Consider the following 16,190-nt stretch of genomic DNA (forward strand, 5'->3'; position numbering starts at 1 on the left):
CATCTCCTCGCTCAGCGGTCGCACCCCCCGGTGCCGGTCCGCCACGGCTCGCGCGGCGGACCGGGGTCAAGCCCGTGCCCGGAAGACCGTCCGCAGCATCGCTCCGCCGGCCATCAGGGCGGCCGAGGCCCACATGAGCCACCGCGGGACACCGGCGCCGGAGTCGGCCAGGTCGCCCTTGGCGGCGTGGTGGTCCGGACCGCCGTGGTGGTCCTCGCGGCCGTGGTGGTCCTCCTGGCCTCGGTGGCCGTCCTGGCCGTCCTGGCCGTGCTGTCCGTCCTGGCCGTGCTGTCCGTCCTGGTCTTCCCGGTCGTCCTGGTCCTCGTGGCCGTCCTCACGGCCGTGCTGGTCCTCGTTCCTGTCGGACACCAGGCACAGGCGGCCGCCTTTCGGCCCCGTCGTACCGGGCTCGTTGGCGTTGTCCGAGAGGTCGGGGTCGAAACTCGCCGAGGTGACGCGTGCGACGTTCTCGATGGGCGTGCACCTGCCGGCCGGTGGCTGGGCCGCCCGGTCCCCGCCGGCGGCCCGTACGGTGATCCGGAACTCCGCCTTCTCCCCGGCCGCCAGCCGCTCCAGCGGCGGACACACCACCAGTCGGTCCCCGCCCTTCGGGATCTCGCAGTCGTCGGGTGAGGAGAGCAGGGCCAGCGAGGCCGGCAGCCGGTCGGTGACCTGGAGCCGCCGCGCCGTCGCCGGGCCCTGGTTGAGCACCGTGATCAGGTACGTGAACTTCTCGCCCGGCTTGACGTGCTCCCGCCCCTTCGCGAGCAGCGCCGTCTTGCGCAGCGACAGATCGGCCGTCCGCGCACTGGGCGGGACCTTCAGGCCGGTCAGGGAGGAGGTGTTGTTCCGGGAGTCCGGATCCGAGGTGGCCGCGTCGACGACCGCCTCGTTGACGATGTCCGCGCCGTCCCCGTGGTAGCCGGCCGCGAGCCGCACGGTGATCACCCACGTGTGCGAGGCGCCCGCCGCGAGGGTGGCCAACGGCCCGCACACCGCGGTGCTGCCGCTCGGGGCGCAGCCGTCCCGGGACGAGACGAACTCCAAGGAGGGCGGCAGGCGGTCGGTGACGCGGACCTGCCGGGCGGAGGACGGGCCCCGGTTGGTCACCGTCACGAGGTAGTCGAAGGTCTCCCGCACCGCCGGGGCCGCGCTCTCCCGGTTGTCCCGGGCGCCGGTCGCGGTGGGCCGCACCGTGCCGGACACCGCCAGATCCGCACTACCGGCCGCACCCCCGGCCGCATCCCCGGCCGGCTGGCCGGCCGCGGAGGGACCGCCAGGCTCGGACACGGTGGATCCGGTGGACATGGTGGATCCGGGGTCCGGCGCGGCCGCGGCGGAGGGTGCGAGGGAGAGGAGGCCGCATGCGGCCACCGCGCAGAGCGCGGCCGGCGTGCGCCGGTACGAAGCACCGGGCCGGTTTCTCGGGACGCGTCGCATCGGTTGCCCTCCGGGGAAGTCGGCTCGCCCAAGGAGGACCAGCGCGGTCAGCTATTCACACAAATCGGGAGAAAGGGTGCAGTCTGGTTGATCATGTATGACTAATGAGTGATGGAATTCAGCCCGTCGGCCGTACGCTGGGCCGATCGCGCCAGGGGTCGAAGGGGTCGGATTCGAGTGATGGACCCACCAGCCTTGGATAGTTGAACTATCTTGCTGTCGTGGACCAGCTGATCACCGAAGACCCGACCCGTATCGGCCCGTACCGCCTGATCGCCCGGCTGGGCGCCGGCGGAATGGGCCTGGTCTACCTCGGCCGCTCCGAGGGTGGGCGCACCGTGGCCGTGAAGGTGGTGCAAGCCGAGTACGCCGGCAACCCGGACTTCCGCAAGCGGTTCGCCCGTGAAGTGGCCGCCGCCCGGCGGGTGGGCGGGAGTTGGACGGCGGCCGTGCTCGACGCCGACCCCGAGGCCGCCGTGCCCTGGGTGGCGACCCAGTACATCCCGGGGCCCGACCTGCACGCCGTGGTCGCCAAGGACTTCGGGCCGCTGCCCGAGTACTCGGTCCACACCCTCGCCAACCGCCTCGCCCTCGCCCTGCAGGCCGTGCACGAGGCGGGTCTGATCCACCGTGACCTCAAGCCGTCCAACGTGCTCGTCACCGTCGACGGACCCCGCGTCATCGACTTCGGCATCGCCCGGGCGATGGACAGCCTCGCCGGGGACAGCCTGCTCACCAACACCGGCATGCTGATCGGCTCTCCCGGCTTCATGTCGCCGGAACAGGTCCGCGGCCTCGAACTCACACCCGCCAGCGACGTCTTCTGCCTCGGCGCCGTCCTCGTCTACGCCGCCACCGGACGCCTGCTGTTCGGCGCCGCGGACACCGGCCTCAACGCCCACCTCTTCCGCGTGGCCGAGGAGGAGGCGGACCTGACCGGCGTGCCGGAGGAGCTCCTCGACCTCGTGCGCGCCTGCCTGCACAAGGACCCGGCCAGGCGCCCCACGCCCCGGCAGGTGGCCGAGCGCACGGCGACGGACCGGGCCGCGGAATGGCTGCCGGGCGCCGTCCTGGCACAACTCGGACGCCACGCGGCGCTGTTGCTGGACTACGCCCCCGCGATGCCCGCCGAAACCCCGGCCGCGCGGCCGGGGTTTCGGCGGGCATCGCGGGGGCGGCGGCCTGGCCCTTATACCCATCTTACGCTGCCGTCGGTCTACGTGAAGGACAGCGCGCACACCTCGCCGGCACCTACGACCCGCACAGCGCGGGCAAGGTCCTCTTCGTGGTGTTCGCCGCGATGGCCGAGGTCGAGCGGGAGTTCATCCACGAACGGACCCTCGTCGGCCTGGACACCGCCGCCGCGAACGGCAAGCACGGCGGCCGCCCGCCGGCTGCCGACGGCGACGTGCTCGCCGTCGCCCTGCGGCGCCGCGACGCGAAGGAGTCCGTCACCACCATCGCGTCGCACCTCGGCGTCGGAGCTCCACCCGGATCATCCGGCGTCAGGGAGGACCATTCCACGTCGATCTCAACGCCGTGGAGTGTGCGGGTGTGGTCCGCAAGGTGCGTGAAGATCGCCGTCTGTACGTCCTCAAGGGCCGCGTCGGCGGGCATCGGGACCTTGCCGCATCCGCCACCCGAGTCATCAGCGCTGAACGTGTAGGGCCACACATCTTGCCCCGTCAGCAGGATGATCTCCCTCGGTATGCCGAAGGAAGGTCGCTTCTTCTTCGTCTTGGGTCGTTTCGCCACGGTGCCGTCCAACCTGACGGACCGCGGAGTTCAGGCACCCGGCATACGCACCGCAGCCCCTTCCATGGGCTGCGGACCGTCCCGCTGACACAACTCTGCGCGCCACTGACATCTACTGTGCGCACGACACCTGTCAGGTCGGGCTGAGGAAGTGTCCGTCGGTCCTGATGGCTTCGCCGGTGGTGTTGGTGTTGGCGGCGGAGCAGGGGAAGACGATCATGCGGGCGACATCGTCGGGGTGGGTGACGCTCTGGGTTGCGGCGCCGCCGCCGGCCTTCTCGAGGAGCTGGGCCGGGAGCTGTTGTCGGCGGGTGTGAAGCCGGGCATGACCACGTTGGTGAGGATGCCTTCGGCGGCCGGTTCGCGGGACATGGCGCGGGTCAGTCCGTGCGGCCCCGACTTGGCGGCGATGTAGGGGGCGCTGTGGGGGAAGCCGTCCTCGACCAGGCCGGTGGAGACGTTGACGATGCGGCCCCAGTGCAGTGCACGCCTGTCAGCCACGACAGCACGGGCGAGGAGGTAGGGGCCGGTCAGGTTGGCGGCCAGCGATGAGGTGAACCGTTCGGGTGGCGCGGTCTCGAAGAGTTCACCGGGGTCGGGCCATCCCGGCCACTGCAACGCACAGTTGACCAGGGCGTTGATCGGGCCGAGCTCCCGGCGGGCGTGCTCGACCGCATCCTTCAGCGAGTCGGGCCGGCCGAGGTCGAGTTGCCGCAGATCGCGCGGGCACCGCGCTCTTCCGCCAGGGCGGCGACCTCCTCGGCAGCGCGGCGGTTGGTGTGATAGCCGACGGCGATGTGGGCCTTCTCGTCCGCGAACGCCAGCGCGGTGGCTCTGCCGAGGCCCGAACTGGCGCCGGTGACGAGTACGGCCCTGCCTGCCGATCCCAGGTCCATCTGTTCCCCCTGTGGTGTCGTTGACCGCGTTCACGGACGCTTGTCGCGGATCTTGTGCAGGAGCCGGGTGAGCTCACGGGTCTCCGCGTCGGTGAGTCCGGTGGTGGAGGCCCTGTCGGCGTCCGCCCAGGCGTCGATGACGTCTTGGACCACGGCTTCGCCTTGTGCGGTCAGCCGCAGCCGGGTCACGCGTCGGTCGCCAGGGTCCGCGGCGCGTTCCACGAACCCGGTCCGTTCCATGCGGGTGATCGCTTTGGCAATGGTGGGCTGCTCGAAACCCAGGCGCTTGACCAGCTCCGCCCGGGTGGTCCCGGGATGCCGGTGAACGTCCACCAGTAGGAGATCCCGTCCCAGGTACAGGCCGAGCGGACCCACCCTGACCTGCAGTTGCGCGCGGTGGGCTTGGCGGCCTTGCTGAGCGCGTAACCGACCGGCCCGTTCGCAGCCGCGATCTCACGACCGCCCGTCATACCGGGACCGGTGGCCGCAGCCCCCGCCGGGCAGCGCCGGTGACCCGGGCCCCCGGGAGGTCATTACATCGAAGCACGACCGACGCTCCGGGGCAGCCCGGCGGGACATCTCCGTCGGCTACGGTGCGCCTGGTTCGAAGGCCGGTCCGAGGGCGAGCAAGTGATGAGCGCGGGGAGAGCCCTGCCGGGCGCGGGTGGGATGGAGCGCCGGCTGGGGGTGTCCGACGCCGTGGTGATCGGCCTGGGCTCCATGATCGGGGCCGGGATCTTCGCGGCGCTCGGCCCGGCGGCCGACGCCGCCGGTTCCGGGCTGCTGCTCGCCCTGGCCCTGGCCGCGGTCGTGGCCTACTGCAACGCGACGTCCTCGGCGCGACTGGCCGCCCGTTACCCGCAGTCCGGCGGCACCTACGTCTACGGCCGCGAACGCCTGGGCGACTTCTGGGGCCACCTGGCCGGCTGGGCATTCGTGGTCGGCAAGACCGCCTCCTGCGCGGCGATGGCCCTCACCGTCGGCACGTATCTCTGGCCCGGGCAGGCCCACGCGGTGGCCGTGGCCGCCGTGGTGGCGCTCACCGCCGTGAACTACGCCGGGGTGCAGAATCCGCCCTCCTGACCCGCGTCATCGTCGCGGTCGTCCTGGCCGTGCTCGCCGCCGTGGTCGTCACCGCCCTGGCCTCGGTCGGCTCGGACACCGCCCGGTTGGACATCGGCGCGGACGCCACCGTCGGCGGGGTACTCCAAGCCGCGGGCCTGTCGTTCTTCGCCTTCGCCGGCTACGCCCGCATCGCCACCCTCGGCGAGGAAGTCCGCAACCCCGCCCGCACCATCCCGCGCGCCATCCCGATCGCCCTCGGCGTCACCCTCGGCGTCTACGCCCTCGTCGCCGTCGCCGCCCTGACCGTCCTGGGCCCCGGCGGGTTGGCGAACGCCACCGCCCTGCTGCCGGACGCCGCACGCGCCGCGGGCGCCGACTGGCTGGTGCCGATCGTCCGCGCGGGCGGCGCCGTCGCCGCACTCGGCTCACTGCTCGCGCTGATCCTCGGGGTCTCCCGCACCACCCTGGCCATGGCCCGCGACCGCCACCTTCCGCACACCCTGGCCGCCGTACACCCGCGCTTCGGTGTTCCCCACCACGCCGAACTGGCCGTCGGCGCCGTCGTCGCCCTGCTCGCCGCGACCACCGACGTACGCGGCGCGATCGGCTTCTCCTCCTGCGGCGTCCTGGCCTACTACGCCATCGCCAACGCCTCCGCCTGGACCCTCACCGAAGAGGAAGGCCGGCCCGGCCGCCTCGTCCCCGTGATCGGCCTGGCCGGCTGTGCGGCCCTCGCCTTCGCCCTGCCCGCGAGCACGGTCATCTCCGGCAGCGCGGGCCTCATCCTCGGCGCCGCCGTCTTCGGCCTGCGCAAGACCAGGAACGACCGAGCCGGCCGCTGAACGCGGAGCGTCACCGCGTTGTTCGATGGCGAGGAGGCGGGCCTCGTCTCGGTGGTGCGGAGACGGCCCTCGTCCAGTGACAGCTAAGTGACACATCACGAGTGGGTCACTGCGGCGCGCATTGTGTCCCTCTTGTCCGATTGCGAGTCAGAACTGCCTGGTCAGGGGGCTATGTTGCTCCTTTCGTATCAAGTTTTGATACTCCATCGACAAGACCGAGGAAGTATGGCTACTCGTTTCTCCACGGCACGCCGCCGTGGGAGAGGCCCCTGGGGGACCTCGCACTGGATAGCGGGCGGGGCGGCACTCATCGTGACCGCCACACTGATCCAGAGCTCCAACGTGGCAGGTGCGGCGCCGGCGCCGACGCCCGCGACGAAGCCCGGCAAGGTGACCGAAGCCGTCGACATCGCGCGCGCCCGGGTGGCCGCCCGTACCGCCGGCCACCGTGTGGAGGCGGTGTCGGAGCGGTCCGAGACCGCCACGACGTGGGTGAACCCGAACGGCACGCTCACGACCGAAGTGGCCGCCGGGCCGATCCGGTTCTACGACCAGCAGGTGCGCGGCTGGCGCGGCGTCGATGTGACCCTGGGGCGCGGCTCGGACGGTTCGGTGGCGTCCAAGGCCCATCCGCAGGGCCTGAAGCTGGCCGCGGGCAGCATCCCGCGCATGGCCAAGGCCGCCCCGGCGGCAGCGCCCGCGGTGAACTACACCAGCACCGATCTGGCCACCCTGGGCGAGGGGGACCAGCAGATCACCCTCAAGTGGAAGGGCGCGCTGCCGTCCCCCGACCTCGACGGGGCCCGCGCCGTGTACACCAACGCCGTGAACGGCGGTGACGTGGTCGTCGAGGCAACCCGCAGCGGCTTCGAGCAGTTCGTCGAGCTGAAGCAGCGGCCGGCCTCCGACACCTACTCGTACACGCTGCCGCTGACGGCCAAGGGCCTGAAGGTGGAACAGCAGGCCGACGGCAGCGTCCAGTTCACCGACCGCAAGACGCGCAAGACCGCGGTCATGCCGACGCCGGTGATGTGGGACTCCACCGTCGACCCCGTCTCCGGTGAGCACACCCGCAAGGTCCCCGTCGCGATGAAGGTGGTCCAGGGCAAGGGCACGGTCGACCTCGTCGTCACGCCCGACGCCAAGTTCCTCGCGGACCCGGCCACCAAGTACCCCGTGACGGTGGACCCCTCCACCTCCTCGCTGGGCAGCGTCTTCGACACCTACGTCCAGCAGGGGGAGACGATCGACTGGTCCAACGACACCGAACTCGACCTCGGCAACCCGGGTACGAAGAACGCGAACGGCACGTTCCGCACCGCACGTTCCTTCATCACCTGGAACACCGCGCCCATCGCGGACGCGCTCGTGTCCAGCGCGAGCCTGAGCCTGTGGAACTTCCACTCCGCCAACGTCGACTGCAGCGCGCAGCCGTGGGAGGTCTGGAGCTCCGGCACCCCGAGCACCGCGTCGCGCTGGACGAACCAGCCGGCCATGACCACCAAGTACGCCACGTCCACCCAGACCCGCGGCAACCCCGGCTGTGCCGCGGCACCCGACGGCTGGATCAACGCCGACGTGACCACCCTCGTGCAGACGTGGGCGTCCGCGAAGGCGCCGCTGTCCAGCATGGGTCTGCAGGCCTCGTCGGAGGCGGTCGTCGGGCAGTGGAAGCGCGTCAACTCCGCGAACGCCACCTCCAACCCGCCCAAGCTGACGGTGACCTACAACTACCGTCCGCAGACCGGGACGAAGCAGGAGGCCGGACCTCCGTTCGTCCAGGACAAGACCCCGGCATGGCGCGTCGACACGACGACGCCGACCCTGCGCGACACGTTCGCGGACAAGGACGGCGACACGGTCAACGGCACCTTCCAGATCTTCGACGCCGCCACGAACGCGCAGGTCGGAAACACGATGGTGTCGCCGTACGTCCCGGCCGGCACTCCCGCCTCGATCGTCGTACCGGCGGGCGTGCTCCAGCACGGGCACACGTACCGGTTCCGCACCTCCCCGTACGACGGAACGCACTACAGCAACAGCTGGTCCCCGTGGTCCAACTGGACGACCTTCACCGTCAGCCCGCTGCCCGACGCCCCGCAGGACGTGCAAGCCGGTGCGCAGCAGACCCTGACGCCGATCCTGTCCGCGGTCGTCACGACCCCGGCACAGACCCGCGTGAGCGCGGAGTTCTCGCTCAAGGCCGCGGCCGGGAATCCGATCCCCGGTCTTCCGCTGCCTCCCGTGTGGGTGGAGAGCGGCAACCGGGCCGCCCTGGAGATCCCGGACGGCAAACTGGCGGACGGCGCGAGCTACCGCTGGTCCGTACGGGCCTGTGACAGCGTCGGGTGCTCGCCCTGGTCGGCGGAGCAGAGCCTGACCGTCCGCCTCCAGCCGATGCCGCCCATGCCTGCCACGCAGTCCCTGGTCATCAAGGGCACCGCGCTCACGGGCGTGACGACGGCCACCGACTGTGACGCGCCCGGCTGCGCCACGCCGCCGAACGGTCAGCTCCGGGTCGGCGCCGCTGACGGCCACCTGTGGGCCACCCATCTGAAGGCGGACCTCACCGCGCTGCCGAAGGGGGCGCGCGTCACCTCCGCCAAGCTGTCGCTGATCCGCGCCAACTGCACCGCGCCGTGTGAGGCGCAGAAGCCGGAGGCGTTCGAGCTGTCCACGCCGTGGACCGCGGCGCAGAGCGGCAAGGACCTCCTCACGGCCGCGGGCACCGAAAGCTACGTCTCGGACCTCGCGCTGTCCGAGGTCGACTTCGGCATGCTGGTGCAGTCCTGGCTCGACCGCGGCGGCAACGAGGGACTGGCCCTCACCGCCCCCGGCACGGTGGCCGGAGCCTCGTACCACTCGGGTACGGCGGCGGACACCGCCCTGCGTCCCCAGCTGACGGTCGAGTACCTGCCGCCGACCGCTCCCGGCGTGGTCGGCGACATCGCCACCACCCCGGGTGACACCGGCCTGCTCGCCACCTGGAACCCCCCGCTCGACAGCGGGGCGACCGGTGACGTCACGTACGTGGCCAAGGCCGAGAAGAGCGACGGCACGGTGGTGGGCAGCTGGGAGGGCACGGCGCTGCGCGCCGTCTTCTCCGGGCTGAACAACGCGACCTCCCACCGGGTCTCGGTGACGGCGAAGAATGCCGTCGGCAGCGGCCCGGTGTCCCGTTCCGCACTGGCTCAGGGCGTCTCCGTGGCCGGTGGGACCACGCCGTACAAGGACTACGTCCAGGCCTACTTGACCGCCCGCAACAAGGTCACCACGGGGGTCAGTGCCACCACGGCCGAGGCGGCGGCCGAGTCCGCGCACGGCGCGGTCTTCGGAGCGGTCCTCGACGTGCAGGAAGCCTCCCTCATCGGGGGGCTCGTGGCGCTGGGAACGCAAAGCCAGTCGTACGTGGGTGCCAGTTCAGCTCTGACGGACACCATGGTCGCCCCGGGCGGAACCGACCGCGTGCTGGTTCGAAGCACTGTGATCCAGACGATGACCCTGCGGGTCAACGGCGTCGACGAGGTGTCGGAGGACCGGCGGGCCAAGCGGTTCGTGTTCAACGTCTCGGGCGGGACCGTGAGGCTCGAGAGCGAATCCGACGACAGCGAGGCGGGGCAGAAGCTGTCCCCCACGGCTGCGGCGGGAACCCAGGTGGCCGCCACACCGGCCGACACCACGGGCATGCCGACCGGTGACGCGGAGACCATCCTCTTGGGCGCGGACGGGTTCCCCGTGCCGGGCTCCTCCCCGGCCGGCGCCCTCACGGCCGCCTACGTCAACGGTTCGGGTACCGGAAGCTGGGCCTGGAACAACGCCGGCAAGATCCCGAGGGACTACGGCAGAAACGACTGCACCAACTTCGTGTCGAAGGCCCTCTACAACGGTGGCGGCATGAAGATGCGCCACTATGCCTACTGGCAGGACCGCGCCTGGTGGCGGAACACCTCCTGGACGTCGTGGAAGAAGAACAGCCACACCTGGTCAGGGGCCCAGAACCTGTTCCAGCACCTGTTCAGCTACCGCCAGCCCGGCTACGTCAACCGGGCGTACAATCTTCGCCCTGGAGACATCCTGTTCTTCACCTGGAAGAAGGACAACGGTGTGTACAACCACGCGGCGGTCGTGACCGGCAACAACCAGGGCGTCGTCAGTGTTGCCCAGCACGGCTACAGCGCCCACGACACGCTCCAGGGGATCATGGCTCGGAACAGCACCGGCCCCAATCCGATCGTCGAGGTCGGCGCGCTCCGGCCGAGGTCTCGATGAGGCCAGGACCGGCCTTGCGGGCCGTGGCCCTCTCCGCGATGGCCGTCGGCATGCTGACCGCCTGCTCCTCGGCCTACGATGCCGAAGACGTGGCGTACGCCGGTGACTACGGCAGCCACCCGCCGCTCGCCGTGGTCGGATACCCGTCCACGGGATCCTTGGGCATCACCCAGCAGGTGGTGTGGCGCATCGCCGACGGCAAGGTCGGCGAGCTGGCGTCGCTGGTGGCCGACAAGGAGGACGAGGGCGTCCCCGAGAAGACCGCCGAGAACTGGATCGCGGCATTCGGCAAGGGAGCCCGGGGCAAGGTGACCGCGGAGTTCTACGACGAGGGCTCGCTCCGGCAGGAGGTCGTGCTCTACCTGCACGAGACCGGCCAGATCAAGCAGATCCAGGTCCGGGCCACCAGTGTGGACGGCAAGGACGTCTGGCGCGTGACCATGGGTGAGCCCGCCCCCGAGGAGGCCACCGCCGTGCACCCGTGGGTGCCGAAGAAGCCCGGCGAACTCGGCTCGAAGACCGCACGGTGAGCTGATCCGGACGCGTCCCGGCAAGGGGCGTCGCCCGCGTGGGAAACCACGTGGGCGGCGCCCCTTCGTGGCATCGTTGACCGCGCGGCGCAGGGACTCACGGGCCTGGGCCGCCAACACCCAGCGGGGGCCGGGGGCGAAGACCTGGCGGAACCCGGTGCAGAACAGGGCACCCCCGGCAACGATCGTCGTCACCCATGCCGGGGCGTGCAGGCCTGCCTCCACCACCGTCACGGACGCACTGGCCAGTGCGCCGAGTTCGATCGCGCGGTGCGCGCGCCGCGCGGCGTCACCGCGGCGCTGATGGAACGCCAGTTCTTGTTCGGCCAAGGCCGGCAGCGGGTCGGGGGCGGAGGCCCAGGCATCTGCGTCCGGCGGGGTCTGTCTGCGCATGCCGAGCATCATCGTCACCGCCGTAGGACGGTGTCAGCCGATCCGCCCGACCTGTACGGCGGGGGCCGAACACCACCGCCCCGGCCGGGCGCGCGTCCGGACCTGACCGTCGCTGCGCGAAGACCGCCGCCCGTACGCGTGACAACCATGCGCATGCCAACTCAGCGACGCCATATCCTCTGCCTGTGACCAAGAACCGCGGGCAGACGGGAAAGCCCGGCCCCGACGGGCTACCGCACCATCAAGAGTTCCTCGACGGTACGGATTGGGCGTCCCTGGCCACTGCGTGCGGGACGGGCGAATCCCTGCCGGCGGCATTGGCACGCTTCCTCGACCCCGATCCGGCCGTCAGGGAAGACGCCGCGAAGAACGTGCTCGAAGAAGTGACCCACCAGAACACCTTCTACGAGGCCACCGTGCCCGTGGCACTCTACGTCGCGGCCATCCTCAACCAACCGGACATCACAGCGGGTGACTTCGACCCCGACTCCGCTGTGCCGACGCGTCGCCCGACTCTCGTGAGGCTGCTGGCCTGGCTCAGCGCCACCGCCTACGATGCGGACGACGAGTGCGTCGCCCTCGGCGAGCGTCACTACGGCGATCAGTTCCTCCTCGAGTACGAGGAGATGCGAGCGTTCCGGAACCTGCGGCCGGCGCTCTTCTCCGCCGTCCAGCCCTTCCTCGGCCACGAGAGCGCAGACGCACGCGATGCAGCCCTCGTCGCCGCCATCCCCCTCGCAGAGCACCCCCTTCTCGCCGAGCAGCGGGGCGAGCTGGTCGATCACGCCCGCCGCCTGCTGGCCACCAGCACTGATCGCCACAACCGGGACCGAGTCCTGGACGCGCTGAAGGCATGGGGTCACGAAACCGGCGATCTGGAGAACGTAGCCGACGTTGCGGCCCGCGAGCGTTACGCCCGGCTCAGGGCCGAACGCGCTTCCCGGGGAGGCGAATGGGCCCCAGGTGAATACAGCGAAGCCCCGCCGTACTGACTCGGCGACCCGCAGTGCCCCCCGCCATCCGCTGATCGCCGAGCACGCCGGCTTCGTGGAGCTCACACCGGAGTCCCGGTGCGGAGGTGGGCGAAGGCGATGTCCCGGACGCGTACGACCGCTTCCGGCGCGAGCGCTGCCAGTACCGCCAGGGCGTGGTGCCAGTCGGTGTCGGCGCCCTCCAGTGACTGCCGCGCGAACCTGGAAGCCGCCTCCTTGTCCGCGGGAGTGTGCGGCGAGGCGGCCAGGGCGAGGGCGAGGGCGCGGACCACGTGGGTGAACCGGTCGGGATCCGCGGGGTACTGGGAAGGGGGCACCCGGGCCGGTGCACGGGCGAGGTGGCCCGCGACGGCCGCGAACGCGGCTGACCGGTGCTCCGGAGCCCGCAGCCGGTCGGCTGTCCGCCAGGCCTCGGAGGTGTCGCCCCGCAGCGCGTGGACCACCGCGAGCCCGGCCGCCGGAAAGCGTTCCGGGTGGCGGGCCCGCATGGTCCGGTCCAGCCAGTCCAGCTGGGGGGCCGGGTCCGTCCCGGATCCGATCCGCAGCAGGGCGTGCACGAGGACGGTTTCCTCCCGCCAGGTCTGCGGCGGCTCGGTCGTGTAGGCGAGGGCTCCGCGGATCGCGTCGTGGAGGCGCTCCAGGCAGGGTTCCTCCGATACGGATACGGCCGCGGCCGCAGCTGCGGCGGGCAGGAGCTCGGCGAGGTCGGCCAGGCGGGAGCCGGCCGATCCGCGCGGCGGCCGCCATGAGGCGAGCAGGCGCTCCCGCTCCTCGTCGACCAGGCCCGCGGCAAGGGCCGGATCGTGAGCGGCGACCCCTGTGGCGACGGCGGTGCGCGCCTCCCGGGCCTCGCTGCGCCCCATGCCCTTCCGTCCACGCCTCCAGGGCTCTGCCTCCTCGAAGAGCTCCACCGCGGCGTCGCCCTCCCCTGCCCAGGCCAGCGCTTGCGCAGCGGAGGCCCACGCGCGGGAGGCCCGATAGGCCGTGGCGTAGTCATCGGCCGTGCCCAGGGCGGCCCGCGCTGCCCGAGCCGCCTCGTGGGCATGCCTCCGCGCGTCCGTCCCGCGCCCCGAATCCCCGTACGCCAGCGACACGGCGGCGAGGGCCAGTGCGCCTTCGGCGGGAGGCGTCAGTCCGGCGGCGAGTTCGTCGGCGTCCGCGTGGCGGCCGACCCGTACGAGTGCGCCCGCCAGTGCGGGCAGCCAGGAGATCGCGGGCGGACTGCTCGCCTCGGGACCGGAAGCCCCGCGCAGCACGGTGAGGGCCTCGTCCAGACGGTGCTTCGCCTCGTGGACCCGGCCCAGTTCCGCCAGCCGAAAGGCGTCACGCGCCAGTTTCTCCGCCACCCACCACCCGGACGACCCGGAGTCCTCGAAGCCGGCACGGCCGACGGCTTCGTCACCTGAACCCGTCCCGCCCGCGGTCGCCGCGTCACCACCGAAGGGGGTGGCGTCGGACGAAGTCAGGCAGGCACGGAAGTGCTCGGGCAGCACGTCGTAAAGCCGTTGCCTCTGGTCCGTCGGAACTCCGGTGTCGGCGAGCGCCCTCATGAGCCTCTCGAATGTCCTTCCGAAGGAGAGGTAGGCATAAGGGAGGTCCGCCTTCGACCCCGATCCGGCCCGGCCGACCATCGACCGGAGGTATTGGCCGCCCGTCCGGGCGAGGGCCGCGGCCTCTTCCGGGCGGGCAACCGCCAGGGCCGAAGCCGCGAGCGCCAGGACGTCGATGTTCTCGAGCGTCGGCGCACCGGCCCACACGGCCCGGGCATGGCCGAGGATGCCGTCGTGGATCCGGTCCGCACGCTCCGGGGCAGCGGCCGCCAGGATCGCCCAGAACTGGACCGGGGCGGCCCGGTCTTCACCGAGGCGGGAGCCGTAGTCGAAGCGGGTGCAATAGCCGGTGCCGTGGCCGTGGCCGTCCGCCAGGTCCGCCAGGTCCTCTGCCTGTTCCTCCATGCCGTCGAGGAGTTCCGTCGCCGGCGCCGGGTGGTCCGGTCGCAGGAGGCGGACCGCCTCCGCCCGTGCTTCGTACTGCTCCGTGCCCACTCCCCGCGTCGCGCGGAGCAGTTCCACACCGGCTTCCACCTGCCGTGTCGCGATCAGGGCGACAGCTGCTCGGGCAGCGGCCGCCGACTCCGTCCCGTCGAGGTCTCCGCCCGGGGAACGGGTCTGTCGGCCTGCCGCACGTGCCCACGTCGCAGCCTCCCGTGCGGTCTCCGGGGCCCGTTCGTGTCCGGTGCCCGCCAGTACCCGGGCCACGTCGGCCAGTGCCGCCGCCTTGGCGGAGGCGAAGGGGGACGCGAGGGCCAGCGATCTTGCCCGGCGGGCGTCTCCGAGCCGGGCGAGCGCACGGGACATGGAGGGCGGCAGGGTCCCGGAGTGCCGGAGGAGGAGCTCCCGCGATACGGCGGCGCCCGCCCGTAGGGAGAGGCTGCGCGGGGTGTCGTCCGTGGCGGCGGCCGCGGCCAGGTCGAGGTCCGAGAGCGCGAGGTCCATGCCGGAGCGGTCGACGAGCCGGAGCTGGCGCCGCGGGTCGAGGACGAGGGCCGCCGGCCGCTTGGGGTCCGCCCCGTGCTGGGCCAGGCGGGTGTACCCGGTCAGGAGGTAGTCCGGCGTCTCCTCCGGCCAGCCCTTGTCCCGGTAGCCGTCGGCCCAGGCGTGCAGCCTGGCCTCGTAGCCGGCGAGTTCGGCGTCCCCGAGGGCGTGCACGGCCGCGCGGCGCAGCTCCTCGTGCGCGAGTACGTACGTACGCAGACCGGGGTCGGCGCCCCCGCGCCCGGCCCCGCCCTCGCCCTCGCCCCCGCCTCCGCCCGGGGCGAGGCGGTCGGCGTCGTCGGGAGCCATGCTGCGGCCGGCCACGCTGCGGAGCTTCTTGTCCACGTCGTACGGGCGAACCCCGGCCAGCTCGGCCATGTCCCTGCCGCTGAGCGCACCCCGGGCCACGGTGAGCAGGCCGAGGAGGGAGCAGCCGACGGCGGGTTCGTCGAGGAGGGCGTGCAGATCGAGCATGGCCATGTCCCGGATGACCCGGGCGGCGGGTGACGCGGCGAGGCGGCGGACGGCCGAGGGATCGCGCAGGGGGTGGTCCGCGGGGACGTCCTCGGGGACGGACGGGTTCGGCCGCCCGGACACGAGGACCCGCATCCCGGGCGGCGGCCGCTTGGGCAGCAGCGCGGCGATGCTGCGGCGGCCCGGACCGGCCTCGGCGTCCTCGTCCAGGCCGTCCACGACCAGCATCAGGGTCCGGTGACGGGCGGCGCCGGCCCGCGCCGCCTCCTCGTAGAGCCGGTGCAACTGCTCCGGGCGCCGGGGGCCCGCGGCCGCGAGTTTCTTCCCGGTGAGGGCGGCGAGTTGGTCCGTCACCGACCGGAGGAAGTCCTCGCGGTGGTTGGTCCCGAGCCGCTCGGCGATGAAGTGGCTGACGACGTCGACCCCGGCCGGGAGGCAGCGCAGCACGAACCAGGCGAGCAGGGCGGACTTCCCCGCCCACGCGTCGGCCTGCCACCACGCGTAGTCGGAGCCCTGGCCGGCCGGGGCGGTCGCGTAGGCCGAGAGCTCGTCCAGCTCCTCCTCGCGGCCGACGAAGTCCCTCGGGAGGATGGTCTGTTCGACCTCCTCGGGGTGGGAGTGGAGACGGCCGGGCGAGGTGGCGTCGATACGCGGGCCAGTGCCGCCCTGCCCGCTCTTGCGGGTCCGCTGCGCGGCGCGCAGCAGCGAGCTCCATCCGGCGGCGCTGATCTTCTCGTGGGTCGGAGAGTGCCGGGCGGCGGCACGCTCGTCCAGGAAGGGGATCAAGCACCGCAGTACGTAGCGCGCGTGGGGTTCCCGAGTGGGAACCGTCGGGCCCTTCATCCAGCCGCTGATGCTGGAGTCCGCCACCGTGAAGCCGTGCTCCGCGCCCAGGCTCACGAGGTTCTTGAGGACCAGCTCCGACCCCCCGCCCGCGGCCTCGTACAGCCGCGCGAGCTCCCGCGTGAACGCCTGCACGCCGATCCCCTCCACCTCCTCC

At 72.1% G+C, this 16,190-nt stretch carries 9 protein-coding genes and 3 pseudogenes; 7 read left to right on the forward strand and 5 right to left on the reverse strand.

All coding sequences use genetic code 11. From position 1 onward, the window contains the following. Window positions 1-66: 66 nt before the first annotated feature. Entirely contained in the window at window positions 67-1,206 is a 1,140-nt protein-coding gene (locus DRB89_RS15350) for a DUF11 domain-containing protein (protein ID WP_162688590.1), read from the reverse strand. 455 nt (window positions 1,207-1,661) lie between these two features. On the opposite strand from DRB89_RS15350, the pseudogene DRB89_RS15355 reads away from it, so the two are divergent. Both DRB89_RS15355 and DRB89_RS45970 read left to right on the forward strand, forming a co-directional pair. Next, window positions 1,662-2,549 (forward strand): annotated as a pseudogene (locus DRB89_RS15355) (serine/threonine-protein kinase); the annotation flags it as partial. A 191-nt stretch (window positions 2,550-2,740) separates the two neighbouring features. After that, a complete protein-coding gene (locus tag DRB89_RS45970) occupies window positions 2,741-3,106 on the forward strand; it encodes a hypothetical protein (RefSeq protein WP_275435582.1) in 366 nt (121 codons plus the stop codon). 305 nt (window positions 3,107-3,411) lie between these two features. Here the strand turns inward: DRB89_RS45970 and DRB89_RS15370 are convergent, their stop codons facing one another. Genes DRB89_RS15370 through DRB89_RS15375 form a run of 3 tightly spaced genes read right to left on the reverse strand, consistent with a single transcriptional unit; the run spans window position 3,412 to window position 4,424 of the window. Further along, entirely contained in the window at window positions 3,412-3,912 is a 501-nt protein-coding gene (locus tag DRB89_RS15370; protein WP_343234847.1) for an SDR family NAD(P)-dependent oxidoreductase, read from the reverse strand. Then, on the reverse strand, window positions 3,876-4,091 hold the full coding sequence (locus tag DRB89_RS46335; protein ID WP_343234625.1) for an SDR family NAD(P)-dependent oxidoreductase: 216 nt from the start codon (window positions 4,089-4,091) through the stop codon (window positions 3,876-3,878). The genes DRB89_RS15370 and DRB89_RS46335 overlap by 37 nt, the downstream gene beginning before the upstream one ends. Window positions 4,092-4,121: 30 nt before the next feature. After that, window positions 4,122-4,424 (reverse strand): MarR family transcriptional regulator, encoded by a 303-nt coding sequence (locus DRB89_RS15375; RefSeq protein WP_162688591.1) that lies wholly within the window; start codon window positions 4,422-4,424, stop codon window positions 4,122-4,124. Window positions 4,425-4,724: 300 nt separating this feature from the next. Between DRB89_RS15375 and DRB89_RS15380 the strand changes: the two are divergent. From DRB89_RS15380 to DRB89_RS15395, 5 genes and pseudogenes are all read left to right on the forward strand, one after another. Next, window positions 4,725-5,998, forward strand: a pseudogene (locus tag DRB89_RS15380) (APC family permease). A 312-nt stretch (window positions 5,999-6,310) separates the two neighbouring features. After that, window positions 6,311-8,098: pseudogene (locus DRB89_RS44530) on the forward strand (DNRLRE domain-containing protein); the annotation flags it as partial. A gap of 306 nt (window positions 8,099-8,404) precedes the next feature. Next, on the forward strand, window positions 8,405-10,267 hold the full coding sequence (locus DRB89_RS44535) for an amidase domain-containing protein (RefSeq protein ID WP_239516796.1): 1,863 nt from the start codon (window positions 8,405-8,407) through the stop codon (window positions 10,265-10,267). A 14-nt stretch (window positions 10,268-10,281) separates the two neighbouring features. Continuing rightward, window positions 10,282-10,797: a hypothetical protein gene (locus tag DRB89_RS15390; RefSeq protein ID WP_112451516.1), complete on the forward strand. Its 516-nt coding sequence runs from the start codon at window positions 10,282-10,284 to the stop codon at window positions 10,795-10,797. Between the two features lie 578 nt (window positions 10,798-11,375). Then, window positions 11,376-12,182 (forward strand): hypothetical protein, encoded by an 807-nt coding sequence (locus tag DRB89_RS15395; protein WP_204357859.1) that lies wholly within the window; start codon window positions 11,376-11,378, stop codon window positions 12,180-12,182. A 62-nt stretch (window positions 12,183-12,244) separates the two neighbouring features. Here DRB89_RS15395 and DRB89_RS42940 read toward each other — a convergent pair whose 3' ends face one another. Next, complete coding sequence (locus tag DRB89_RS42940; RefSeq protein ID WP_162688593.1) at window positions 12,245-16,168, reverse strand: hypothetical protein; 3,924 nt, start codon at window positions 16,166-16,168, stop codon at window positions 12,245-12,247. Window positions 16,169-16,190: the final 22 nt, after the last annotated feature.

The sequence above is a fragment of the Streptomyces sp. ICC4 genome, from assembly GCF_003287915.1.
GTDB classification, from domain to species: Bacteria; Actinomycetota; Actinomycetes; order Streptomycetales; family Streptomycetaceae; genus Streptomyces; species Streptomyces tritrimontium.

Coding starts and splice junctions, on each gene's coding strand:
- DRB89_RS45970 (WP_275435582.1), top strand. CDS start 2,741: ATGGCCGAGGTCGAGCGGGAGTTCATCCACGAACGGACCCTCGTCGGC.
- DRB89_RS46335 (WP_343234625.1), bottom strand. CDS start 4,091: ATGGACCTGGGATCGGCAGGCAGGGCCGTACTCGTCACCGGCGCCAGT.
- DRB89_RS44535 (WP_239516796.1), top strand. CDS start 8,405: ATGCCTGCCACGCAGTCCCTGGTCATCAAGGGCACCGCGCTCACGGGC.